At 42.4% G+C, this 23,366-nt stretch carries 25 protein-coding genes (1 of these 25 cut by a window edge); 11 read left to right on the top strand and 14 right to left on the bottom strand.

The features are described 5' to 3' along the window. Window positions 1–168: 168 nt before the first annotated feature. Genes JWG44_RS06040 through JWG44_RS06030 form a run of 3 tightly spaced genes read right to left on the bottom strand, consistent with a single transcriptional unit; the run spans window position 169 to window position 1,096 of the window. On the bottom strand, window positions 169–423 hold the full coding sequence (locus JWG44_RS06040) for a hypothetical protein (protein WP_205274068.1): 255 nt from the start codon (window positions 421–423) through the stop codon (window positions 169–171). After that, window positions 420–803 (bottom strand): LBF_4227 family protein, encoded by a 384-nt coding sequence (locus tag JWG44_RS06035; RefSeq protein ID WP_205274067.1) that lies wholly within the window; start codon window positions 801–803, stop codon window positions 420–422. The genes JWG44_RS06040 and JWG44_RS06035 overlap by 4 nt, the downstream gene beginning before the upstream one ends. A gap of 14 nt (window positions 804–817) precedes the next feature. Further along, window positions 818–1,096 (bottom strand): DUF883 family protein, encoded by a 279-nt coding sequence (locus JWG44_RS06030; RefSeq protein WP_118969407.1) that lies wholly within the window; start codon window positions 1,094–1,096, stop codon window positions 818–820. A gap of 278 nt (window positions 1,097–1,374) precedes the next feature. On the opposite strand from JWG44_RS06030, the gene JWG44_RS06025 reads away from it, so the two are divergent. Together JWG44_RS06025 and JWG44_RS06020 are read left to right on the top strand one after the other, a co-directional pair. Then, a complete protein-coding gene (locus JWG44_RS06025; protein WP_118969623.1) occupies window positions 1,375–1,788 on the top strand; it encodes a hypothetical protein in 414 nt (137 codons plus the stop codon). Between the two features lie 6 nt (window positions 1,789–1,794). After that, the gene (locus JWG44_RS06020) at window positions 1,795–2,091 is read left to right on the top strand and encodes a 4a-hydroxytetrahydrobiopterin dehydratase (RefSeq protein ID WP_205274066.1); all 297 of its coding nucleotides are present in this window, start codon (window positions 1,795–1,797) and stop codon (window positions 2,089–2,091) included. A 906-nt stretch (window positions 2,092–2,997) separates the two neighbouring features. On the opposite strand, the gene JWG44_RS06015 is transcribed toward JWG44_RS06020, so the two are convergent. Then, entirely contained in the window at window positions 2,998–3,519 is a 522-nt protein-coding gene (locus JWG44_RS06015; protein WP_205274065.1) for a DUF1564 domain-containing protein, read from the bottom strand. Window positions 3,520–3,929: 410 nt separating this feature from the next. Next, on the bottom strand, window positions 3,930–4,655 hold the full coding sequence (locus tag JWG44_RS06010) for a response regulator transcription factor (protein ID WP_205274064.1): 726 nt from the start codon (window positions 4,653–4,655) through the stop codon (window positions 3,930–3,932). A 228-nt stretch (window positions 4,656–4,883) separates the two neighbouring features. Here JWG44_RS06010 and JWG44_RS06005 point away from each other — a divergent pair, with 228 nt between their 5' ends. Next, window positions 4,884–5,315 (top strand): DUF4279 domain-containing protein, encoded by a 432-nt coding sequence (locus JWG44_RS06005; protein WP_205274063.1) that lies wholly within the window; start codon window positions 4,884–4,886, stop codon window positions 5,313–5,315. On the opposite strand, the gene JWG44_RS06000 is transcribed toward JWG44_RS06005, so the two are convergent. Then, a complete protein-coding gene (locus JWG44_RS06000; protein WP_205274062.1) occupies window positions 5,304–5,630 on the bottom strand; it encodes an anti-sigma factor antagonist in 327 nt (108 codons plus the stop codon). The two genes, JWG44_RS06005 and JWG44_RS06000, sit on opposite strands and share 12 nt — an antisense overlap. Before the next feature lie 117 nt (window positions 5,631–5,747). Between JWG44_RS06000 and epmA the strand changes: the two genes are divergently transcribed. From epmA to JWG44_RS05985, 3 genes are all read left to right on the top strand, one after another. Continuing rightward, window positions 5,748–6,695: an EF-P lysine aminoacylase EpmA gene (gene epmA / locus JWG44_RS05995; RefSeq protein WP_205274061.1), complete on the top strand. Its 948-nt coding sequence runs from the start codon at window positions 5,748–5,750 to the stop codon at window positions 6,693–6,695. Between the two features lie 225 nt (window positions 6,696–6,920). Beyond that, a complete protein-coding gene (locus tag JWG44_RS05990) occupies window positions 6,921–8,033 on the top strand; it encodes an OmpA family protein (protein WP_205274060.1) in 1,113 nt (370 codons plus the stop codon). Window positions 8,034–8,487: 454 nt separating this feature from the next. After that, the gene (locus JWG44_RS05985) at window positions 8,488–10,761 is read left to right on the top strand and encodes an aconitate hydratase (RefSeq protein ID WP_205274059.1); all 2,274 of its coding nucleotides are present in this window, start codon (window positions 8,488–8,490) and stop codon (window positions 10,759–10,761) included. Between the two features lie 55 nt (window positions 10,762–10,816). On the opposite strand, the gene JWG44_RS05980 is transcribed toward JWG44_RS05985, so the two are convergent. After that, window positions 10,817–11,515 (bottom strand): TetR/AcrR family transcriptional regulator, encoded by a 699-nt coding sequence (locus tag JWG44_RS05980; RefSeq protein WP_205274093.1) that lies wholly within the window; start codon window positions 11,513–11,515, stop codon window positions 10,817–10,819. Between the two features lie 258 nt (window positions 11,516–11,773). On the opposite strand from JWG44_RS05980, the gene JWG44_RS05975 reads away from it, so the two are divergent. After that, window positions 11,774–13,528 carry an ArnT family glycosyltransferase gene (locus JWG44_RS05975; RefSeq protein WP_205274058.1) on the top strand — a complete coding sequence of 585 codons (1,755 nt, stop codon included), beginning with the start codon at window positions 11,774–11,776 and terminating at the stop codon, window positions 13,526–13,528. Beyond that, window positions 13,525–13,875, top strand: coding sequence for a Cys-rich protein (locus JWG44_RS05970; RefSeq protein WP_205274057.1), 351 nt, complete (start codon window positions 13,525–13,527; stop codon window positions 13,873–13,875). Before JWG44_RS05975 ends, JWG44_RS05970 begins: the two co-directional genes overlap by 4 nt. Here the strand turns inward: JWG44_RS05970 and JWG44_RS05965 are convergent. Beyond that, window positions 13,869–14,468, bottom strand: coding sequence for a lytic transglycosylase domain-containing protein (locus JWG44_RS05965; RefSeq protein WP_205274092.1), 600 nt, complete (start codon window positions 14,466–14,468; stop codon window positions 13,869–13,871). The two genes, JWG44_RS05970 and JWG44_RS05965, sit on opposite strands and share 7 nt — an antisense overlap. A 96-nt stretch (window positions 14,469–14,564) precedes the next feature. Between JWG44_RS05965 and JWG44_RS05960 the strand changes: the two genes are divergently transcribed. Then, the gene (locus tag JWG44_RS05960; protein ID WP_205274091.1) at window positions 14,565–16,871 is read left to right on the top strand and encodes an ATP-binding protein; all 2,307 of its coding nucleotides are present in this window, start codon (window positions 14,565–14,567) and stop codon (window positions 16,869–16,871) included. Then, a complete protein-coding gene (locus JWG44_RS05955) occupies window positions 16,868–17,533 on the top strand; it encodes an LIC_20245 family lipoprotein (RefSeq protein WP_205274056.1) in 666 nt (221 codons plus the stop codon). Before JWG44_RS05960 ends, JWG44_RS05955 begins: the two co-directional genes overlap by 4 nt. A 76-nt stretch (window positions 17,534–17,609) precedes the next feature. Here the strand turns inward: JWG44_RS05955 and JWG44_RS05950 are convergent, their stop codons facing one another. From JWG44_RS05950 to alr, 5 genes are all read right to left on the bottom strand, one after another. After that, window positions 17,610–18,146 carry a DUF1564 domain-containing protein gene (locus JWG44_RS05950; RefSeq protein WP_205274055.1) on the bottom strand — a complete coding sequence of 179 codons (537 nt, stop codon included), beginning with the start codon at window positions 18,144–18,146 and terminating at the stop codon, window positions 17,610–17,612. Window positions 18,147–18,503: 357 nt separating this feature from the next. Beyond that, the gene (locus JWG44_RS05945; protein WP_205274054.1) at window positions 18,504–19,304 is read right to left on the bottom strand and encodes a hypothetical protein; all 801 of its coding nucleotides are present in this window, start codon (window positions 19,302–19,304) and stop codon (window positions 18,504–18,506) included. Then, a complete protein-coding gene (locus tag JWG44_RS05940; RefSeq protein WP_205274053.1) occupies window positions 19,301–20,212 on the bottom strand; it encodes a hypothetical protein in 912 nt (303 codons plus the stop codon). Before JWG44_RS05940 ends, JWG44_RS05945 begins: the two co-directional genes overlap by 4 nt. 19 nt (window positions 20,213–20,231) lie before the next feature. Further along, on the bottom strand, window positions 20,232–21,374 hold the full coding sequence (locus JWG44_RS05935) for a 1-acyl-sn-glycerol-3-phosphate acyltransferase (RefSeq protein ID WP_205274052.1): 1,143 nt from the start codon (window positions 21,372–21,374) through the stop codon (window positions 20,232–20,234). A 66-nt stretch (window positions 21,375–21,440) separates the two neighbouring features. After that, the gene (gene alr, locus JWG44_RS05930) at window positions 21,441–22,580 is read right to left on the bottom strand and encodes an alanine racemase (RefSeq protein WP_205274051.1); all 1,140 of its coding nucleotides are present in this window, start codon (window positions 22,578–22,580) and stop codon (window positions 21,441–21,443) included. Between the two features lie 125 nt (window positions 22,581–22,705). Between alr and JWG44_RS05925 the strand changes: the two genes are divergently transcribed. Beyond that, the gene (locus JWG44_RS05925) at window positions 22,706–23,194 is read left to right on the top strand and encodes a DUF2505 family protein (RefSeq protein WP_118969390.1); all 489 of its coding nucleotides are present in this window, start codon (window positions 22,706–22,708) and stop codon (window positions 23,192–23,194) included. A 32-nt stretch (window positions 23,195–23,226) separates the two neighbouring features. Here the strand turns inward: JWG44_RS05925 and JWG44_RS05920 are convergent, their stop codons facing one another. Next, a protein-coding gene (locus JWG44_RS05920; RefSeq protein ID WP_205274050.1) for a hypothetical protein crosses the window boundary here: on the bottom strand, window positions 23,227–23,366 show its 3' portion. Its footprint extends 349 nt past the window's final position; 140 of the gene's 489 nt are visible here — the last part of the coding sequence; the start codon falls outside the window, past its right edge; its stop codon occupies window positions 23,227–23,229.

The following is a 23,366-nucleotide window of genomic DNA, read 5'->3' as shown; positions in this document are numbered from 1 at the left end:
GTCGCCGGAGTTTAACGGAGGATTGTCGTTGTTGCGAGAGATGGATTTTGAGATTTAAGGTTTTTGTCCGGAAGAATAGGCCCGCACGTATCTGAGGGGATTTTCGGGACTCAAATAAAGAGGATTTCTACGGAAACAGAAAAGTTCGCTTAAGAACGTTATCCGAAATCAATCCTCGGATGACACGTTATCCGGAACCTTTAGGAAAGATTGTAAGAATTCTCCCATTCCGAGTTTTTCCAACGCTTCTACGATCATTCCGGTGTAATTGATGGAAGACTGGAATTTTTCAAATTCAAGACGAACTCTGAGTTTTTGGATGTGAAGGTATAACTTCAATTCTTCGAGACTCATATCCGACGGATCTTTCCCAAAAAATCGATCGCTTCCTTCAAAAGGATTGAAATCCGGAAATTCTTTCATGATCGATCCTTGATTTTGAGAGAAGAGGCCGCGAGCCAGAGGAAGATCAGCGAAAGCAAAAAGCTGACTCCGCCGGTGCCGAGGCTGGAAAGGAGGAGATCTCCGCCTGTGATTCTGAATAAGAAAAAGAAAAGCGCTCCTAAAAAGGAGATGGCTCCGATTCCAAGAAAGAAAAGACCCAGCTTTAAAAAGATATAAGCCTGGATTCCAGCTTGAAACCTTCTGAGTAAATACTTCTGTCCGTAGAGGAGAAGGGTTTGGAAGTATTCCAGAATGGAATCTACAAGAGAGAGGAAATGGGATTTTAGATCGTTTCCTCTTTTCGCGTATTCGTTGTCATACGATTCCGATGTGGAATCTGATTTTTTCTTTTTTGCCATCGTGTCCGATTTTATTATTTTCTTCGAATCATCATTCCAATGAGAAGTCCGATTCCGAGTCCTACACCGAGCCCGATCAGAGTCGCTTTTTGAGGATTCTCTTTGATATAAGTTCCGGTTTCGTCTATAATTTGTTTCGCTTTTTCGGAAGTGTCTCCCGAGATTTGTTTGATTTTCTCTTTCAGATCGGAGACGTGCTCTAAGTATTCTTCGCGTGCCTTACCGGTGATTCGTTTTGCTTTGTCTTTGAGTGATTCTACTTCTTCATTGAAATCTTCCGCTCTGGATGTCATGGATGATTCCTCCCGGATTCTTTTTCTAAGTTTTATATCTGTGGAATCAACTACTTTCGTTCTTTCGGGAGCAGGTTTTTCTCTCGAATTTTAGGGTCTAATATTAAGGATGGAAGAATCCACTCCGGAAGATTGATTTTCCGGTTCCTTTGAATGAAAAGACGGAGTGTCTTGAATTTTCGGTCCAAGAGTGATAGGGATGATGCCGATAAGAATTCCGACATTCTCATGTGAAATTTTTTTGCAGAAAAGAATCAGAATAATATCAGGACATAAGTATGAATTGGATCAGCAAACTGGTTCGTCTCAGAAGACGTCAAAAGCAAAGAATCTTCAATAAAGCCTATCGCCAGGCTTTGAAATTGATGAAGAAGGAATTCAAGGCGGAAAGAGAACGTCATCTTCAGGCCGAGAAAGAATTAGAGAAATATTACAGAAAAGACGTAGACACCGAAGCTAAAAAAACTCGGAAAAAAATTCAGGAATTGGACAATTTCAAACTCTTGCTCGAAAGGAGAGAGATGGAATTGGATTCTAAGATCGCGTTTTTAAACGAACAACTTCAGAAGATAGAAGAACTTAAAGCGAGGATGGACGGCGCCGTTAACTTGATGGCGAGGGCCGGTTCTCTTTCTAACGGAGCGGTGGATGACGCGGAAAAGATCAAGCAGACCCTCAAAAAGGTTTTTTAATTTTTTATGAACCCTTCCGAGCTGGAAAGAATCAAAGAAAGAATTCCGTCCGGCTGGGAGGTCGATTTTCGCGAAAACATTCCTTTTTTGAAAAAAACTTTCCCCTTCACCTCTTATCGATCCGGCTTCGAATTCGTAAGCGCGTTAGCCGCCATTGCGGAGGAGATGGATCACCATCCGGATCTCACCCTGCGTTACGATTGCGTGACTGTTGAAATTACCACACATTCTAAGAAAACACTTACCGATCTTGACTTTTCTTTTGCCGAGAAGACGGAAGAGGAGTTTACGAATCGGATTTAGAAGTGGTTTGTGATACTATAAAGATTTAATCCCAGATATTCGACTTGAAGGCTGTGAAATCCAAACGGTTTTCGAATTGTGATTACCGGACTAAAATCGTAAGATGAAATAAAAATCGAATCTTAATCTATAGAATCAGGTTCCGGCTTTTCTCGTGAAGCCCTGCAAAAGGGACAGAAGTGTGGTCAATAAATTGCGAGTTAGGATCATGCATCTTAATAACGATGCACCTTTAATTTATTGACTCTTGCACTTTGACCAGGAGGGAAAAACGTTTGAGTCTGCTGAGCGCCCTGTTTCGGGGAAACATTTTGAGGGTTTCTTTTCTTTTTTCTATCCAATATTTCAAAACAATCATTTCCCTTCGCCGAAAGCCGCCATTCGTTTGATCTTTCTGGCAACATGATTGGGACGGGGAGGTCCCACACCCAGCGTTGGCTGTAGAGATTACGCAGTATTTTTACGGATTCTTGGTTGGTAATTCCCACCGTTACATCGAGATATATATGTGGTACGTCACACCTCTTTCTCGGTTCGAAGCCCGGTTGGATTATGGATGCGGGAAGAACATTTCCGAATGAAGAAAACCGACGCCGTGCTTTTGTTTTCACAAGAAATTTTGAAAGTATTGGAAACTTTCCTCTTAATTTTATCTCCTCAAAGCAGTGCGCAGAGATAATTTCAGTAATTCTTGAACAAAGGGAAATTTTCCAGATTAAGATTCAACATTCCAAATCGTGAGTGTTGAAAAGAAAATCGAAAATATTTTTTTAAAACAATGTTAGGATTTTCCTTCCTTATTATCTATTTTTCGAGAAACACTTTTTTGGGATCATTCTTCTCGAATACTTCTGAAAAAAATGCTTATATGAATGTCTCTATACTTTATAAAAATGGAATACTTTTTTATGTCCGAGGAAAGATATAAATTGGATTTGGTTCGAATTCAAGACGTTTTGTAATCTTATTTTTTGAAAGGTCGAGGAGGAGAATGAATTTGTAATATTTGTGAAAGGTGGGAACTCCTGAGTTTAGAACATTCGAGATAGAATCCCCAACTCCAACTTCATCTAACCAAAGGAGATAATTAAAAAGGTAGCAACGAGAAACTCCGTGAGCTTGGGCGAGAGTTCCGAGGAGAATCCAATCCCTTGTTTGGATTCTCGCATTGATTCTTTTCATTCTTCCTTTCCCTGTTTTCGCTTGATAGAGGGTCTTCCCAGCCCTTCTATTGAGTCGTTTTGAAGAGGCGATATATTTGCTGTATTTTTTCAAGAGCTCCGGAAGTCTCTTCGGAAGTTTTTTGCGATTCAAATCGTTGAGACGATATAAATACTTTTTTGGAACAAGAAAAGTAACTACGTCAGCTGAGTTCCCATTGAAGGAAGATCGAATTTCAGAATCGGAATTTAAGAATAATGTCCTCATATTTCTTTCAGTTCTTAATAGTTTTCTCTTAGCGCCCAAATTTATGAAAAATTCTATTTTTTTTAAAAAATGTTTTACGGAAGGATTCTGAGTAATTGTTCCTATCTTAGAAAGAAATATTAGAATTTTAAGCTCGATTCAAGGGATAAACTTAGAGAGTGAAGAGTCTTTTTTCGTAGTTGGGAGTTCCCACATTCTCCTCGGGTATAACGGAATTTTATCTTTTTCGGAGGACTCTATAAAGTGGCTCATTTGGGTGCGCAGATGATAAAATGAATGAAGAAAAGTTAGAAAAGGACCAGTGTTTAAAGACAATAATAAAAAAGCTCGGTATTTAACCGAGCTTTTGTTGGAATTCCGGTCATTGCTTCCTAAGTGGGAACTCCTAAGAGGGCATTGATTTATCTTGCTTAATCTGGGATCACAATATTATCGTAGTTGTCGGTGAAACGGTAGCCAATTCCCCAAATCGTTTCGATCCATTCGGGTTGCGCTGAATTTTTCTCGAGTTTGGAGCGGATTCGCTTTACGTGAGAATCGATCATTCTCTCGAATCCGTCCCATTCCATTCCCCAAACCGCTTCTAAAATCATCTCTCTAGAAAAAACCTTTCCAGGGGAGGCTGCCATTAACTGTAGGATGTCAAACTCCTTCCGAGAAATATTCACGATATTTTCTTTCAGAGTCACTCTCCTGCGAACAGGGTCGATTTTCAGGGAACCGCGGATAATTTCTCCGCTTGCACCGACGTTCGGTTTGATTCCCGCTTTTTTGTCCCATCTTCTAAAAAAAACGTCGACTCTGGTCTTGAGTTCTCGAACTGAAAAAGGCTTTGTTATGTAATCATCCGCACCCAATTCGAGTCCCATAATTCTGTCGATTTCTTCATTTCTTGCGGTAACTATGAAGATTGGAGTATTTTCGTCGTTCCTTCTTACGGTTCTGCAAACTTCGATTCCATCTATGTCGGGAAGAGAGAGGTCGAGGATAACCATGTCGGGATGGTTTGCTTTATAGAATTTAAGACCTTCTTCTCCGCTTGTTTGGAGAGTGGTTGAATAGTGTGCCGAATCCAAGGATTTGCGAATTAAATTTCCAATATCCGGATCGTCCTCAATCACTAAAATTGTTTTCATTATCAAGCCCCCGAGAGAGATTAGAGGATAAATTTACCTTATCTGCAACAGATAAAACGGATGAAATGTTAATAAAGGAAAATTTTTTATCCGACACATTTTTACCAGATTCTTATCCGATTTTATATTCTGAGAATCTAAGAATGGGTCCGTAAGCATGATAAAACTGTGAATTGTGTTAAATTGCAATTAAAACGACTTAAAAATTAAAACTGTGTGCTAAAAATCATGAATGTCTATACAAGCAACCCTCTTACCTGGGCGATTCTTTCCGTAAATGAGGACGGCCTCAATTCGGAAGAGGTAACGAGACAATTGGATCTAAAACCCGACTTCAGCACTCCGAGAATTGCGACAGACAAGGAAGGGAAACCTCTCGGTTTTGGACATTGGCAACTTCATTCTACTCTGGATGCGCATTCACCTCTGGAAGATCATATCCTTCAGATTCTGGAGAAAGTCCTTCCCTCCCGTCATAAGGTAAAAGAATTCGCAAACAAACACAATCTTTGTCTGTATGTTTCTGTGGAATTTGCAGATCCTTCTCTGAAGGAAACTGAAATTTCTCCGAAACTTCTTCTTCTCTTGGGAAGTCTTGGAATTAAGTTGATCTTTCAACCTTGGAGAAGGGAAGAAAAGAGAAGGCGTTCAGAAGATTAAGAGAGAGCGATCCATTCTATAGAATTGAATGAGCTTTTTAAAAGAAGGACTTGCACCTGTCAAAACTAGAGTCCGATTTTTCAATCTCAGATCAAAGGCGAAGGCGAGAATTTTCATGGCAACTGGAAGAGGGAGGATTTTGACCCCGCTCAGATTGATTTTTACGTGAAGACTGGACTGATAGAAGACGAGAGCGAGGATAGATTTTAATTCGTCAAAAGAAGACTCGTCTAAGGAAGCCGTAAGAGGTACCACCTCCGTAGATTGTCGGTTCTTTCGAATTTCAAAATGTTGATATCTTTGAATCGGGTCCATTGTGTGCTTCTCGATTTTTCCGAGGAAGTTTCGATGTGAGAGATCCCACACGGAAAACTTCTAAGGGTCAATGCATTCTCATTTTAGAATGAAATCAAGAGGAAAAACAAAAGTCAGATGAACGAGTTGAGTCGCGAAATTTTGATCCGAAGGGCCAAATTCTTATCAGTTATCCGGAGTTTTTTTGAGGAAAGAGATTATCTGGAGATAGACACACCTTGTCTTAAATCGGTTCCTTCCATGGAACCGTATTTGGATCCTTTTAAAGTTCATTCTCCCTCTCAAAAAGAGAGGGGTTACTTAATTACGTCTCCTGAATATTCTTTAAAAGAGGTTCTTTCAAAAGGTTTGGAAAAAATCTATGAAATTACACATACGTTTCGTTCGGGGGAAGAAGGAAGCCCTTTCCACAGCGCTGAATTCTTGATGTTGGAATTCTACACCGTCGGAATGAAGCTGGAAGGTTTGATGGATTTCTGCGCCGAGCTCTTGGAGACCTTGGATTCAAAATTTCAGTCTTTCGGTTTTCAAAAAAGCGCTCTCCGAAGAATATCCGTGGAAGGCGCTCTCAGAGAATACGCAGGATGTGGGATCTCACACGATGACCTAAACAAGGTAATCAAAGAGCAGAAACTCACGAGAAATCCGGATGAAAAAAGAACTTACGAAGATTCCTTTTTTCTTGTATTCTTAAATCTTGTAGAAGCACGCCTCCCGAGAGGATTTACTTTTCTCTATCATTATCCTCCCGAACTTGCTGCGCTTTCTCAGATCGAAAACGGTTTTGCAAGGAGATTCGAACTCTATTTCGGAAATTTAGAATTGGGAAATGCGTTCCAAGAATTGACGGATTCGGAAGAGCAGTTTTCCCGGTTTCTTTCCGAACAGGATCTCCGGAAACGTTTAGGAAAAGAGATCTTCCCGATCGATGCAGGCCTCCAGAGGGCCCTCAAAGAAGGAATTCCGAATTCTTGTGGGATCTCCCTCGGCTTGGACAGGCTCTTTTTGTCCATTCTCGGTGGGACCTCCCTTCGGGAAATAAGCCCTTATTACGGAAAGTTCTGAGGGATGAAGGGTCAACAATTCGACTCCAGGGTTCGATATTATATTATAGCTTCTTTCGAAAAATTTATTCTTTTATAGAATGACCTTGGATAGAATTTGAAAGTAGGAACTCCTCCTTTCAAAAGGATCTGAAAGGAATTCAAAGATAAAAAAAGAAACTCATTATGGACTTGTAATGATATTTTTAAGAGGAAGAAGCAAAGAGAAGAAGACTAAAAACTTTGGTTGCAGGGAATGAATTCTTCCCTAAATCTTGGTGCGGCGGGGATCATGGCGAAAAAAGAAAACTACTACGTAACAATCAAAGGGAGAAAATACGACCGGGAGCTCATACAACTCGCGGAAGAATTTACTTCGGGCAAACGCGATGGTAGAATTTCGGTTAACGACGCGAAACAGCTCTTAAAAGCCGTCAAAGATAATAATAGTTATACGGACATAGAGAAACATACGATCGAACACATTCGTGAGAATTACAAGTTCACGGAAAAGGCGGACGAATGGTTCCGCACCGAAATCCGTAAATGGGCTGCAAAACGAGTTCAGGACGCCAAGAAGAAGAGTGAAAAAAACCTTACTCTCAATGTCCCGGAAGAAGAATCTCCCGACGCCAATTTCCCCGAGAGCTGGGCGGACGATGTGGGAACTCCTCAGGAATCTCCGGCAAGGGAATACACGAATTATATTCCGACTCCTTCTGCAAAACCTCATCTTAAAAAAGACAAGACTGTTCCTATTCTAATTTTCCTTGCGGGTCTTTTGATTCTTACCGGTCTGATCTATTTTTTCTGGACACTCTTTTCCTCCGAGAAAAAACAAAGACCGATCGAAGTCTCCAAAACCGTGGAAGAGAAAGTTTCTCCGAAAAAGAATGTGGGAACTCCCAAAGAAGAAAAAATTCTCTCTCAAAAAGAGAAGAACCCCGAGCACGAAAAGAAATCTTCCTTTTCTTGGTTTGGAAAAGAGGATCCCGAAACGTTTTCTTCCAATCCAAAATTCAAAACGATCGAAACAAATCCGATCCGTTTTGAAAAAAATAGCATTCAGGTTCATAAGGAATCGAGACCAAGTCTCAATCAGCTTTCTCGTTGGATGAAAGAAGATTCTAAAATTCGAGTGAAGATCATAGGACATACTTCTCTCGAAGGAACCGAATCCGTGAACCAGAAAGTTTCAGTTCTTCGAGCCGAAATGGTCCGCGATTATCTTGTAGGAAACGGGATTTCTTCGGATCGATTTGAGATCATTCCTAAAGGAGCAAGTGTTCCGATCGGGGATAATTCCAAGGAAGAGGGTAAGGAAAAAAACCGAAGGGTCGAGCTTAGAATTCGAAACTGATTCTTTTTTTGTGAGAGTTCCCACGGAGGATTTTCTCCGGAAGAATTTTCATTTTTCCTCATTCAAAATCGACCTTTTCCGGGAGGTCGATTCTCCCGATTCCAAAATTAGAATTCCTTGATTCGATTCTAAAAACTTCCCCTTGTGTGGGAACTCTCACACCCTCAAAATTCTATTTTTCAATCTTCTCCTGAAAAATCCTATACAAACTAAATGCTTACAAGAGCATGAATTTATAACTTGTCCCCATATTCGATGAACTAAAAAGGACAGTGTTTTGGTGCGGATCCGATCTTGAAAAAAGAAGGAAATCCAAACGTTCCCTTCCTAAAAAAAAGGATCCCAACAAAACGGACAGCGCTGAAGGCATCTTCGGATGCGCGTAGGAACTCTTCGGTCCGCTTCTCTTTGAGTTTCGCACCAAGGACAGGTTTCAATATCAACGGAGAAAACAATGGCATTCGATATAGAAATGATTCGCGCCCGATACGCAAAGATCGGGGATCTTGTTACAAAAGCGAGAAACGTTGTTGGACGACCTCTTACTCTTACCGAAAAAATCCTCTATTCCCATCTCTGGGAAGGTGAACCAAAAACAGCTTACGAAAAAGGAAAGTCTTATGTGGACTTTGCTCCTGACCGAGTGGCGATGCAAGATGCGACCGCGCAGATGGCACTTCTTCAGTTTATGTCAGCGGGAAGAAACACCGTTGCGGTTCCTTCTACGGTTCATTGTGATCACCTGATCCAAGCCAAAGACGGAGCGACCGAAGATTTAAAAACCGCCAATGATGTGAACAAAGAAGTATATGATTTTCTTTCTTCCGTCTCCAACAAATACGGAATCGGATTCTGGAAACCGGGTGCGGGGATCATTCACCAAGTCGTATTAGAAAATTACGCATTTCCGGGCGGAATGATGATCGGAACCGATTCTCATACCGTAAACGCAGGCGGTCTCGGGATGATCGCGATCGGAGTCGGTGGGGCGGACGCAGTGGACGTCATGGCGGGAATGGCTTGGGAATTAAAATTCCCAAAACTCATCGGAGTCAAACTTGCCGGTAAACTTTCCGGATGGGCTTCTTCCAAAGACGTCATTTTAAAAGTGGCCGGAATTCTTACCGTAAAAGGTGGAACAGGCGCAATCGTAGAATACTTCGGAGAAGGCGCTGAAAGTCTTTCCTGCACAGGAAAGGGAACGATCTGTAACATGGGCGCGGAGATCGGAGCTACTACTTCCGTTTTCGGTTACGATCAAAACATGAAAGAATATCTCTTAAACACGAACCGCAAAGACGTCGCGGAACTCGCGGATAAAATCAAAGAACACTTAAACGGAGATAAGGAAGTCTACGCGGACCCTTCTAAATACTTCGACCAGGTGATCGAGATCGATCTCTCCGAACTCGAACCTCATATCAACGGTCCGTTTACTCCCGATTTGGCGACTCCTCTTTCCAAGTTCAAAGAAGCGGTCGCGAAAAACGGTTGGCCGACCAACTTGGAAGTGGGTCTTATCGGTTCCTGTACGAATTCTTCTTACGAAGATATTACGCGCGCCGCATCGATCGCAAAACAAGCATCGGAGAAGAATTTGGAAGTCAAAGCGGAATACACCGTGACTCCGGGTTCCGAGATGATCCGTTATACGATCGAAAGAGACGGACTGATCAAAACATTCTCCGATATCGGGGGAGTGGTTCTTGCGAACGCCTGCGGTCCTTGTATCGGTCAGTGGAGCCGTCAGACAAAAGATCCTGAAAGGAAGAATTCCATCATCACTTCGTTTAACAGAAATTTTGCGAAGAGAAACGACGGTTTTGCCGGAACTCACGCGTTTGTCGCGTCACCCGAAATTGTAACTGCGTTTGCAATCGCCGGAAAATTGGATTTTAATCCGTTAACCGACACTCTAAAGAGCAAGGACGGAAAAGACGTTAAACTCGACCCACCTACGGGTTTGGATTTTCCTCCGAAAGGTTTTGACGTGAAAGACGCGGGCTTTCTCGCTCCTGCGGAAGACGGTTCGAAAGTGAACGTCGCCGTGGATCCAAAATCGGATCGCCTTCAACTTCTTTCTCCTTTTACTCCTTGGGAAGGAACCGATCTCAAAGGATTAAAACTTCTGATCAAGGCAAAAGGAAAGTGTACGACCGACCACATTTCTATGGCGGGGCCTTGGTTAAAATACAGAGGACATTTGGATAATATTTCCAATAATCTTTTGATAGGCGCGGTCAATTCGTTTAACGATAAGACAAACGCGGTGAAGAATCAGCTAACGGGAGAATACGAACCCGTTCCTCAAACCGCAAGAGCTTACAAAGCAAAGGGAATCGGATCGATCGTAGTAGGGGACGAAAACTACGGAGAAGGTTCTTCCAGAGAACACGCGGCGATGGAACCGAGACATCTTGGTGCGAGAGCGGTTCTTGTGAAGTCTTTCGCGAGAATTCACGAGACAAACCTCAAAAAACAGGGAATGCTCGCGCTTACCTTTGCCGACAAAGCCGACTATGACAAGATTCAGGAAGAGGACGCGATCGACATTCTCGGTCTGACCTCCTTTCAAGAAGGAACTCCTTTGACTCTCGTCTTAAACCACAAAGACGGTTCTAAACAAGAGATCAAAGTGAATCATACATTCAACGCCCAGCAGATCGCTTGGTTCAAAGCGGGAAGCGCTCTGAACCTGATCAGCGAAGAACAAAGAAAGAAAGGGTAAACCTTTTTTGTTCGTCTTCTTTCTGAGATTTTTTCTTGGAAAGAAGACGGCTAACTTACTTCGAAGACTTCTTCTTAGATTCAGGCTCTAAACCTTTTCTAAAAATTCTCGCTACTTCTTTGATGGTCGCTTGGATTTCAGCGGGAGGAATTTTATAAACACATTGACCCATAAAGCCCAATGCAAACGTGAGAGAGGATATTGCATAGGCAATGGATTTAAGATCCGCTTTGGGATCGATTTTTCCGGCCTTTTTGAATTTTTCAAGTTCGGCTGTAAACTCGGGAAGAGCTTTTGTGTAGATTTTTTTCTGAATGATCTGACTGACTTCGGGATCCAAGATAATCTGGCTCACTGCGACTTTCATAAAATCTTCGGCGTCTCGAAAGTCTCTGCACTTTCCGGCCATGGAATATTGAAGGCTGGCTTCTAAATCCTGATAGCTTTCCTGTTTTTTTTGTCGTGCCGATGACTCATCCGAATTAATTTCTTCGGATCTTGTAAGAATGGCCTCTAAAAGACCTTTTTTATTTCCGAAATAACGAAAGATCAACGCTTCGTTCGCATTAGCAAGTTTCGCTATATCTTTTGTATTGGCTGCGTCGTAACCTTTTTTTGCAAAAACTTGAATGGCGGCTAAAAGAATGGCGGTTTCGGTCGCGGAACGGTCCCGTTTTCGGATCATGGTTTCACATGCGTTTTCATCCTTAAGGAGCGGTTCTGAGTTGTTTGCCTTCGACCTTGCCGATTTCATTTTGATCCCTATAAAAGTTGCGTTGAACTCTGTGTCACTCATTATTTCCGGAGAATTCCTTGATTCCAACCGTTTTAGAAACAAGCTTACACTAACGTACGTTTGGTTGAATGAGACTCCGTAGAATTGAGCATCCTTTCAATAAGACCCAACCTTTCTTTTTTACATTCTCAATTTTAATCTAGATTGTCATTTTTTAAGAGTCTGAAAAAGATTGCAATAAGTAAGTAAGCAATTACATATATAGAGGACGCAAAAATGGCAGCAGACTCCTCCCGGAAGATCGGTTCTTCTCTAATTTCCAGTGTTTCACAAGACGGTTCCCTACGAAAGATTTCCCCAAATCGAAGAGACCTTCTGATTGCAGCGGTTCTTTTTGTGATTTCGGTGCTGCTTTTGTTTCCCAATCTCGGGTCGAGAGCGGTGCTTCCTCAAGGGGACGAGGAAATGCATATCGCGACGATTCGAGAGAGTATACAAAGCGGGGAAATCCTTTTTCCCAGATTTGAAGGAATCATGAATTTATACAAACCTCCCTTACTCTTTTGGACCGGGATCGTATCCGATTTGATTTTTGGAATGAGTCTGACCGCGGAAAGACTTCCTTCTTTGATTCTTTTTGCGGGAACCGGGATTCTAATCTATTTTGCGCTTCGTTTGTTCAAAGCCGCGCCGATCTATTCTGCGATCATAGCTTCCAGTTATCTTTTAACGCTGGGTGTTTTTAAGTTTTCCAGACTCGTGATGATGGAAGCGTTGATGACCTTTCTTCTTTCGCTTTCCACGTTTTTTTTGCTCTTATTTTTTAAAAAGAAAAATCGGTCCTATTTAATCGCGGCCGCTTTAGTATCCGGCTTTGCGTGTTTGGTGAAAGGGCCTTTGTTCCAAATATATTCAGGAACGTTACTCGCCGGTTGGGCGTTTCTCCACGCGTTTCAGTTTAGTTCAACGGGAGAATGGACCGGCAAAAAAAGATTCATTCGAATGACAATGGATCAAATTTTATTCCACACGATTTCACTCGGAGTCCTTGCTCTTTGGGGAGGAATTCTGACTTCGTTGTCTCCGGCGGGAAGCGCCTTTCTCAAGGTATTCTTCTTCACCGAGAACTTAGGAAAATTTTCGACTTCTACTACGAATCAAAATGAGTTGATTATCCTTTTGGGGTGGGTTCTGTACTGTCTTCCTTTTACACCTTTTCTTTTGGAGACGATGTCGAAGTCGATTCTGAAAGTAATTCCCGGTTTCGGAGGAATGATAGGCAGGACCCTTATTTTTTCAACGGTTGCAATTTCCATAATACACGAATTGCCGAATCGAAAAGACTATTACTACATTCTTCCCCTGATACCTCTCGCGTTTATCGGGATCGGATTGTATTTTTCCAAAAGTAAATACGAGACCGCGTTATCCGCGCCTCTTTCAAGAAATTTTTTATTTCTGATCGTTGTTTCGATCGTTCTCGGACTTGGGAAAATCCTCTTGGATTTTCGTTCCGGGCAAGACGCTTGGACCGATCTTTTGTGGGTCGGTTTTGCGAATCTTGTGGGGGCTTTCTGGATGATTCCGGAAAGGAAGACGATTTTATATAAAACTTCCCTTACACTTCTGCTCGGAACCGGCTTTATGTTTTATCTACAGTTGATTCTCATACCTTCGATAAATCTTCCGGACGTACCTTTGAGCGGAAGAATCCAGGAAAGTAAAAATCTCTGTATCGTCTCCGAGAATCCATGGGTCGCATTGACGTTTAAGAATGCGTTGCCTTCCGCAAATGTAGAACATTCTCTACCCGGAGCTCGGATGAATTGTATGGATGGAAAGAGGGACGTGGTCGTATATAGGACAAAAGTTTTACTTCCGAGCGCCTATGCGCCCGCGCAGTCCTGGTCGATTTGGAAACGAGATTTGGGAATTAAGGAAATTCTAATACACCAGGATTGGTATGATAGAATCCAACTCTACAGTTCCGAAAACATTCTTTCCGAAAATTCGAAGTCGGTCCGGAAATGAATTCGACGTTTCGACATGTAGTTCGTTACTCGCCGGTTTACGTTTTGTTGATTTTGATGTTCGGTGTGATGATTGTCAAATACGGAAGGGAGATTCACAAAAACGAGTTCTATTCGGAAGAATCGAAGGAAGTGTGTCTAACGTATTGTACAAAACTCACCGGGTGTGTTTCCGAGATGTATCCCGGAATGGTAGCAAAGGAACAATCGGCGAAGATCGAAAATTCCTGTCTTCGCGGGTGTAGAAAACACTTTGACAAGATGCAAGTTTGTCTTTCCGGAATCGAAACCGCGAGCTGTAAAATTCTCACCGGATGTCTTGAGACAGAGATTAAAAAATACTACTGAGCCTCTTCGTAGAATTTTTTGACCTTTGCTACGTATTTCTGAGTTTCTTTGTAGGGCGGAATACCGCCGTAACGATCGACGGCGCCCGGGCCCGCGTTATAAGCCGCGAGAGCGTGATCTAAATTTTTATATTTGTTTAAGAGATCGCTTAAGAATTTCGTTCCACCCGCGACGTTTTCGGCCGGATCGGAAGGATCGTCGACTCCGAGAAGATTTGCGGTCGAAGGCATCAGCTGCATCAGGCCGATCGCTCCCTTTGGGGAAACCGCGTTTGTCTTAAATCCGGATTCCGCCTGGATGACGCTCTGAACGAGAGTGGGGTCGAGATGATTCTTCTTGGACTCTTTGCGGATGATTTCGGCAAGGGTCGGCTCGACACCTTTAAGTTCACCTCTCACATTTCTCCAGGATTCCGTTTCGGAGACCGGGTTTGTTTTTTCTTGTATGGATTGGAGAACGGAATCGAAATTCAAAACCGGCGTTTTTTGTTCGTTGGAGGCCGGTGTTTCCCGGACAAACTGACTCGGGAGACTTTCGATTTCCCGGATTCGATTCAGGATAGATTGTACGGTTGGAAGTTCTTCGATCCTCATATTATGTCTCTCGGAAGAATTTTCAAAAAAGATGACCTTTTTTTCTTTTTGATGAAAATTCAAGGGATTCTTGATAAATTGAAAGCCCGGTAAATACTGCCGTCTGTGATTGAAATTGCCATCACTTCCAGAATCTCCGCGTTCCCCATTCTTTATGCAAAGTCCAGGGGCTTTTTTGAAAAAGAAGGCATTCAGGTGCAGGTCCGGATTCTTGAGAACTACGACGCAATATTAGCCTTTTTGAGTACCGGAAAAATCGAAGTCGGGGAAATTCCGTTTACTACTTGGTTGGATCTCCATCTAAAAAGAACCGCACCGAACAAATCGATCTATCGAGGAATGATTCTTTCCAGAATGATTCATTCGTTTTATTCGAGATACAATTCCAGCACCGATTCGATTTTGGACAGCACTCCGTATCTGATACCTGTTCTGCAAAATACGTCTTTAGACAAATTGCTCGCTCAAGAATTTCTGAGATCGAGCAAGTTCCGAAAAAAAATCAGCTACGCGTATATCTCTTCACGATCCTATCTTTTAGAATACGAATTCTCCCAGACCAACGCATTGGGATTGATCGGTTCCGTTCAGGAATCTCATTTTCTAAACAACGGTTTTCGGATTTCGGATGGAAGAGATCTTCCTCCGTATCGTCTTCCGGTAAATATGCTCGCGTTTAGCGGGAAATTCGCAAAAACCTATCCGGATCGAATTCAAAAGTTACAGAGTGCGGTGACAAGAGCGATTCAATCTTTGATCGAGAATACGAACGAATCGACCGAACACGCGATTCACGAAAGTGTTCCCGAATTTAAGATCGAAGCGGAACAACTTCATTATTTTTTCAAACAACCTTCGCAGGATCTAAAGGAGATGCTTTCTCCATCCGCCGATCCGGAAGAGTTGGAATATCTCGGAAGAATTTTTTGGAGATCCATGGATCATCAGACGGAACCGCCTCCGGTTCTTAAGGAAGCTCTTCAGATAGCCGCAAAGGATCCGATTCCTCAATATCCGGAGGCTTTGAAAGCGAGAAAAACGGCTTTGATGGAAGAGCAGTTTAGCAATAAGAATGAATCGAGCCTTCTTTTGCAGAAAGCGGGAGAAAGAAGAGAACTCGGAGATTTGGTGACGGATCTTCAGAATCTCGTGCTCAATATCTACTATTCGAAAAAAACCGCGCGTATGCCGATTCTTCCGCTCAAAGGAACCGCTTCCGCGATTCGAACGGGCATCAACTCCATTCTGGACTATCTCTTTCAGGAAATTCGAGCAAAAGAAATACATAATTTAGCGATCGATAATGTTCTAATGATGCAGGGATTGGAGATGGATAAAAGGTCGATGGAACTTCAGTTTTCCGAAGATCGTTTTAACTATCTTTTCGAATTCTCACCCATACCCGTGATATTATTGGATTCCATCTCGGGCGCGCTGATCGGAGGAAATTATAATTTTCGAGGTCTGACCGGTTACAGTAAGGACAACGTAAACAATCTGACTTTGGAGGATTTGTTTCCCGGCTTGAGCGAGATGAGCGAATGGTCCTCTCCGAATAAATCGGCGGAAACGATGTTACGTGTGGATCAGGCGAAGATGAGATTGAAAGATAAATCCGAGATGCAGGTTTCCTTGAGTATCACGGCTTTGTTTGAGAGGGCGAGAAAAATTTACCAGGTTCACATCCTATTTGATTCTGAGAAAAAGGAAACTGAACAAGCGAAACACGAGTTTATTTCGAATATTAGTCACGAACTTCGTTCTCCGATGACGAATATTCAGGGTTATTTTGAACTTTTGAGAAACGAATTGAATTCTTCTCTTTCGAAAGACCAAAGCGGGATGTTGGATGTGATCGAGAAAAACATCAAACGACTGAATCATCTGATCGAGAATCTGCTAAGGTTCGAGGAAGTAAGAGGGGACGATAATTCCGGATTGGTCGAGAATTTCGATCCAGCTTTGGTGATAGAAGAAGTCGTCTATTCGAACGGGCCTTCCGCAAAAGAGAAAGGTCTGGAAGTGGAAGTGTCATTGGTAAAAAAACTAAAAATAAGAGGAATCCGTTTTGAATTCTCACAAGTGGTTACGAATCTTTTTGTAAATGCGATCAAATATACGGAAAAGGGAAAGATCGAAATCAAGATGATAGAATCCGGAGCCGGAAAACTGGAAATCAACCTCAAAGATACGGGAGTCGGGATCGATCCGAAATACATCGAGAAAGTTTTCGAACGATTTTTTCGAATCCCGAACGATAGAAATAAGAGAATCGGGGGAACCGGTTTAGGGCTTTCCATATCGAGGACGATCTTACACAAGATGAACGGCGAAATCACTTTGGAATCTAGAGTGAACGGCGGAAGCAATTTTAGAATCTTTTTGCCGCTACAGGAAGAATGAAAAAATATTTTCTTTATTCGGTTCTCGGAATCGTTTTCACGTTTTTGATTTATCTCATCCTTGCCGACGGAGAAACCACATTCTCAAGAGAAGATGAAAAATTAAAAAGTGGATTGAGTCGAAGTACGGTCGATCAAGACGAGAATTCTTTGTTTGAGTCCGGGAGCTTTTTGGACTTTTCGAAATCGGAAGTTGTGGAGAATCCGGATTCGAGTTCTAAGGAGGGTTCCGCCGAGGAGGCCGCCGAAGGCGGCTATTCCAGTCTTTCTCCGGAAGAAAGAGAGAGGCTGAGAAAAGAAGTGATTCGGAAAGTCAAACCTTTGGCGGATCGTTTTCCAGGCAACAGTATGATTCCTCGAGATCTGACAAAGGAAGAAGAGGAAAAGAAAAAAAGAGACGAAGAGAGAATGTCGGAGATTCGAACGGCTTTGTTGGAAGGTAGGGAAGTTGAGAAGCCGGAGATGAAATTCTATTTGGATTCTAAGATCAAGAAATCCAATGATATGGAAGAAATCTTAGAATACAGCCTGAAGTTTTTCAAAGATTCTCGGAAAAATTATCCGGATTCTTCCTTGAATGTGATTCAAGAACGTTTGTTCGCGATTCAGAAAGGAAAAGAAGAATTGTTGCAGGCAAAAAAGAATTTGGATTCTTCCGAATAATTTTTCATCTCAGTCGCGATCGGTTCAAGATCGCAACTAAGTCTCATCGGGGTTAAGGGTAAGCGTTTTTTGTGTTTTAAGTTGGTTTTGCCCAGTAAATTCCATAAAAAATCGGAAAAATTGGGTTCGGGGTGAACTCTAAGATTCTGAAAATCCTTTTGCTTTGCAGTTCCAATTGCCAGATAAACCTGTAAACCTGGTGAAATGTGGGAGCTCCCGCATTCATCGTTTCCACAATAGAATCTCCGACTTCTAGAGTTTCCAGAGTCAACATATAGTTAAAAAGAAAACACCGAGAAACTCCATGGCTCAAAGCAAACATTCCTAAAATATTCCACATTCCGGATTCGACCCGAAAATTGATCCTTTTCATAGGGCCTCGATTTTTCTGATAAAGTATCTTTCCGGCTTTTACATTCAGACGCGAGGCTCCCGCGAGGTATTTACCGTATCTCCTTAAAAGATAAGGGAGTTTCTTTTTGAGATCTTTCTGAGCTTTCGGGTCCAACGCCAAGTAATCACTTTCAGGAATAAGGATCGTCACTACGTCGTCTTTTCTTTCTACGAGAGTGGACTCAATGAATTGATCGGAACGGATTGAAAGCATTTCCATATCTCTTACGGTTCCTGCCTTTGATCCAAAATGACCTTTTCAACGCAAAAAATTTTTTCAAAGGCAATATTTTTTAGAACCGGTGAGGGGCGCGGAAATTCTCCGTAATTTATAGAATCCCAAAACAAATCAGCGTTTTTTACTTTTTGCTAAAAGAATGAAAAGACATTCCACCGTTCCCCGCAATTTCTTCCGACAACCGCTATCGATCATAAACTTATCCAAAGACCATCTTGGTTTGATCGGAATGGCCGCGAATCTCGGCGATCGTTTTCAGTTTTGAGGCAAACCCTCCGCCTTCTTTAACCCGGACATTTCCCTTTGATTTTGAGAATTCAAAATTCCAAAAAGGAAAACTTAGATTTTTTTGATCTTGCTTTTTGTCTTGGTCGCAGCTTTCTTCTTTACCTTTCCTTTTTTCTTGGAAACTTTTTTTCCCTTCTTCTTCGGCTTTTTCTTAAAAGAGACGAGCCCGGGGAGTTTCATCCCGGCGATCGTATAAGCCAACTCGATCAATTCTTCCAAACCAAGAACTCCCATGATATGAAGGTTTTTTTCAAAACCGAGAGTTCTTAAAAATAGAAGAAGATTTTGAACTCCAAAGGCCTGGATCAGTCTGGGAATGTCTCCGACTCCTCTCTTTCGAATCCAGATTCCGGATTGTTCCGGGGTTAACTCTTGTACCACGGGGATCAATTCGGTCGGAGGGATCTGTAAGGATAGTTCTATAAAATTCTGAACTCCGACTTCTTTTAGCAACGCAATGGACTTCGAGGGGCCGATGTTTTTTAAAAGTTCAGCCGAAGATTCTTTTCCTGTCTTGAGGGCCATCTCCGCGATATCGGAAGCCGGAAGCGAAGTGGATAAAAGAACTAAATCGTCCATCGGAATACTATTTGCAAAATATGTAATGTCCCCGGGTTTCACCGTGGATAAAAGAACGACCAAAGTCTCTTCGGGAATTCGATTTAAGAATTCAACGATCGTTTTTTCGTCGAGGTTTTGGCTGATGTAAAGAAGGGTTTTGTGGTCTACTTTTTCCGAGAGAGAATATAACTTTTCATATCCAAGAGATCGAAACAGTTGAAAAGACTTACCCGTACCTAACTTGTCTAGATATTCTAACGCCTTCCCGATCTGATTGATCACTTTTTTCATCCAAGCACATCCTCCAGAAGTCCGGATACAAGCCCAGTCAGCGGTTTTTGTTTGTGGATTGCAAGAATGTTTTCTGCGGTGTTTTTAGAAACGTTGTTTCGAAAACGGATATAATCTTCATCCGTATAACCCAGAAATTCTTTGAGAGTTTCGCCTCTGTATTCGTTTAAGATAGAATCTCTTAAATTTTCGTAGAACTTTTCAACACTTTTTTCCAAAAGAGGATCTTTGGCGACCGCATCCCTTAGCTTCTCAATATGTTTTCTCAAGTTCGTGGATTCCAGATGACCCATCTCCGAAAAACCGGATTGAAAAAGAATTTTCAACGAGCCTCGAATCAACATTTTTCCCGCCTCGCTTTCGGAAGAAGAATGGAGAATCTCCGCCATTCTTTCCGTGAAACCGGGAAGAAGAGTTCCTAAAAATCCGGAAATCTGTTTTTCAAAACCGGCGGCCTGAAAAACGCCGGCGAGAGGATTGAGTTTCTTATTAAATTCTACTAATATCTTTTCCAATCCTTGAGAAAACATTTCCTGGATCGGCGATTGATTGAGAATTTTCATCAAGAACATTTTCGAAGGAGCGGCGACCGTGCCGGTCGCCAATTCCAAAATCGCCTCCTGCGTTTCCAAACTCATCGCTTCCGAAACCGAATTGAAAGGAAGCAGGGTTTGAACGTCCATTCCTTCCAGAATGATTCTTAACTTTTCTTCGGGAACTCGAATTCCTGCGATGGGTTCCAAGGATAAGGAAACTTTTTCCGGCAAAAGTTCTTTCAGAGTGGAGTTGAAGATAAAATCCAAACTTCTGTTCAGACTTTTTTGAACCCTCTCCGTATTTTCGATCCAATCCTTTGCGGCGCTTTGATATTCTCTTTTTGGTGAAAATAGACGTTTCCAAAATCCCATTCTAATTTGAGTTCCTTGATTAAGTGAGAGAAGGAAGAATTTTTTCCAACTCGGGTTTGTGATACGTCAACTGATTGGCGTGATACAAAAGAACGTTCTTTTTCAGTAGATTTCTCGTATCACCTTCCTTATGAAGCAGCTTATCCGTTCCGGAAACGTTTCCGTTTCCGTCGAGCTTCAGGAGTTTATGATCCAATCCTTTTTTAAGAATGTTTTGAAACGCGTCTTCTATCTGAGAAGTGAACAACTTTCCGGAAATATGAATTCCTCTGCTTTTCTTTTTGAGTTCGGAAGCCAAGGTTTGGAACCGTTTGAAAAGAATTTCTTTTCCAACGGAAGAGTCCGTTCCCAAGCGTATTAGAATTGTAGAAAGTAAATTCCCCGGTGTAACCACATAATTCTTTCCCAATCTTTTTTTGACGATGTTTGTAACCTCGTCGCTCGTCGACTCTTCGGAAATGTCGAAATTTTCACCGTAGGCGATATGAACCTGGGCTTTTTTGGAAGAAAGGTAATCGTATGTCAACGTGAAGGATATGAAATGAACGTCTTTGATTTTAGTTCGAATGTAATAGACGCCTTTTTTGATCTGATTCAGATAACCGTCGTGATTGAAGGTCCCTTCCGGAAACATGAATAAGTTTCTTCCCGAACGAACCCTTTCGACAAGGGCGCTCCATTCTTGATCGACCATGTTTCGTAGCTCGCCGCTTTTGATCAGTTCCCTCGCGTTGTCTCGGAAAGGTCGTTTTACCGGAAAACAACCGATGTATCTCAAAAAAACGGGGATCACGTTCGTCTTATCGATCAATCCGAAGATCAATTTAAGAGTTCCTTTCGGACGGAATTCTTTTATTAAAAAATTCTTCCTTAAGATATCTTCTCTTGCGGGAATTGCGAACTTAATCTTCGGCTGTATCACTCTGTAGACTGCGGATAACGCGGGAACGTCTCCTTCTTCCACGTGATTTCCTATGATCACGGTCGGATAGTTGGCTTTGAGAATGCGGTTTTGATTGGATTCTTCGAAATATTCGTCGATGGAATCAAACATCAATCCTCTGGTTCTGTAAACAAGCGAGATTAACCAGTCGTAAGTTTTGGTGGAATAGACGATCTGAGTTGGATTTGAAATTGTAGAAGTAGCGGAGGTCTCTAACATGCGGCCCCTTTTTTTGTTTTTTATCGATCGGTTACGATACAAGTTACGCTAAGGAACGAAGAGTTTCTAGTCTACAACAATCCGGGGGATGGATTCGCTGATTCGAGTTGTCACCTCGTAGTTGATCGTATGAGTTTTATCCGCGATATCGTCGGCAGTGACGGTTTCTCCATTGTCTCTGCCGATGACGGTGACTACGCTTCCGACTTCCACGCCCGGAATATGAGTCACGTCGAGCATCGTCATGTTCATACAGATTCTTCCGAGGATTCTAGCTCTTTTTCCGAGAACTAACATATCTCCGTTGCTCGAAAGTTTACGATCCAGTCCTTCGTAATAACCGATCGGTACGACGGCGACCTTTGTCGGAAACGAAGTCTGGAACGTGGAGCCGTATCCGATATAACTGTTCGTCGGATGGCTTTGGATATGAACGATTCTTGTCTTCCAGGACAAAACCGGGCTCAATTGAAAATTCTTATTCCCCGTGAGGTTGAGCGATAAGCGGGTCTGCATACTCGGCCACAAACCGTAGAGTGAAATTCCGACTCTTACCATCTCGTAGTGCGCGTCCGGAAACAACAGCGTTGAAGCGGACGCGCACGTATGCCTAACCAAATTCTTAAACCCGAACGACTCCGCGAGAACACACGCTTCCTCAAACCTCCGAATCTGCATTAGAGAATACTTATGTTCTAAAACGTCTTCCGTGCTCGCGAAATGTGTGCAGATTCCGTCGATGCGGATTTTATCGTCGCGAAGAGTTCCTAACGTGTCCTTGAGGGTTTCGCCGTGAGTTCCTAATCTTCCCATTCCTGTGTCGACTTTGAGATGAAGTTTGGGGGCGGGATTCAAGCGGGAAAGAATCCGCGCGGTTTCCGGTCTGGAAAAAATGATCCAGAAATTGGGATCGGACAAGGCTTCTTTTTTCCCCGAAAGATCCTGAATTTCTCCCATGATCAAAATCGGAATTTGGGAATCCAAAACGCGAACACGTTGTGCTTCTTCGATCGAGTTGACTCCGATTCTGGAAACTCCTTCTTCGATGCAGAGTTTGGTCATCGTTTCTAACCCGTGACCGTATGCGTTTGATTTTAGAATCGCCGTAAGCGTAGAATTCGGTCCGAGAATCGACCGAAAACTATTCAGATTGGTGCGCAGAGAGTTTTGAGAGATCTCAACCCAGGAAGAAGCTGTTTCTTTCATCGATTTCCAACCAAAGACCTTCCTGCCAGAATTAATGTCTTGCAAATTCTTCCTATAGTTTTTTATTTACTGGATTGGAAAACCGAGCATTCTTCTGGAATGCACGAACTCATCAAGAGGACCGGATGAAATATAAGGTAGTTCAGCAATTTCCCGTACCGCTCAAGGATCTATTGAAGGCCAGAGAAGATCGTTATAAGTATTTGGATAAGTTTCCGGAACTCAAAAACGTGGAACTCTTGGAAGAGAAAAAAGAGGGAAACATGGTCTATCAAAAGCGGAAGGTAAAACTCGCGGAATCCATGCCAAAGGTTCTCGCGGCTCTTCTCTCCGATCCATCTCTATTAGAAAATTCTACATTCAATCTCGATACGAATACTCACGAGTTTACGCTTTCCCCTCCGGGAAACGAGAACATCGTAAAGATCAGCGGGGTTTCGGTTTATAAGGAACTCGGTCCGAACGAATCCGAAAGAAGTTATGACGTGGAAGTGAAGTCCGGCGTATTCTTGATGGGAGCGGCGATCGAAGCCGTCATCGAAGAGGTGCACAAACATTCTCTGGACAAGGATAAGAATTCCATCTCTGAATTCTTAAATTCTTATAAATCATAAGAATTTAAAATAGAAATCCGGCGAAGTCCTTTCTAACGAAACCGATTCTTTTCAGCCAAATTGAGAAGAATCGATTCTTCCTTGGTTCCCGGAATTCCCGTTTGAACCGCGAGAATCTCATCCGAACTATTCAAAACTCCCCAGATGGCCTTTCCTTCGGTCAAAGACGGAG

Origin of the sequence: Leptospira ainazelensis (assembly GCF_016918785.1) — a bacterium.
Taxonomy (GTDB): Bacteria; Spirochaetota; Leptospiria; order Leptospirales; family Leptospiraceae; genus Leptospira; species Leptospira ainazelensis.
Note: the sequence above shows the minus strand (reverse complement) of the source record. Positions and strands in the feature narration are given on the sequence as shown.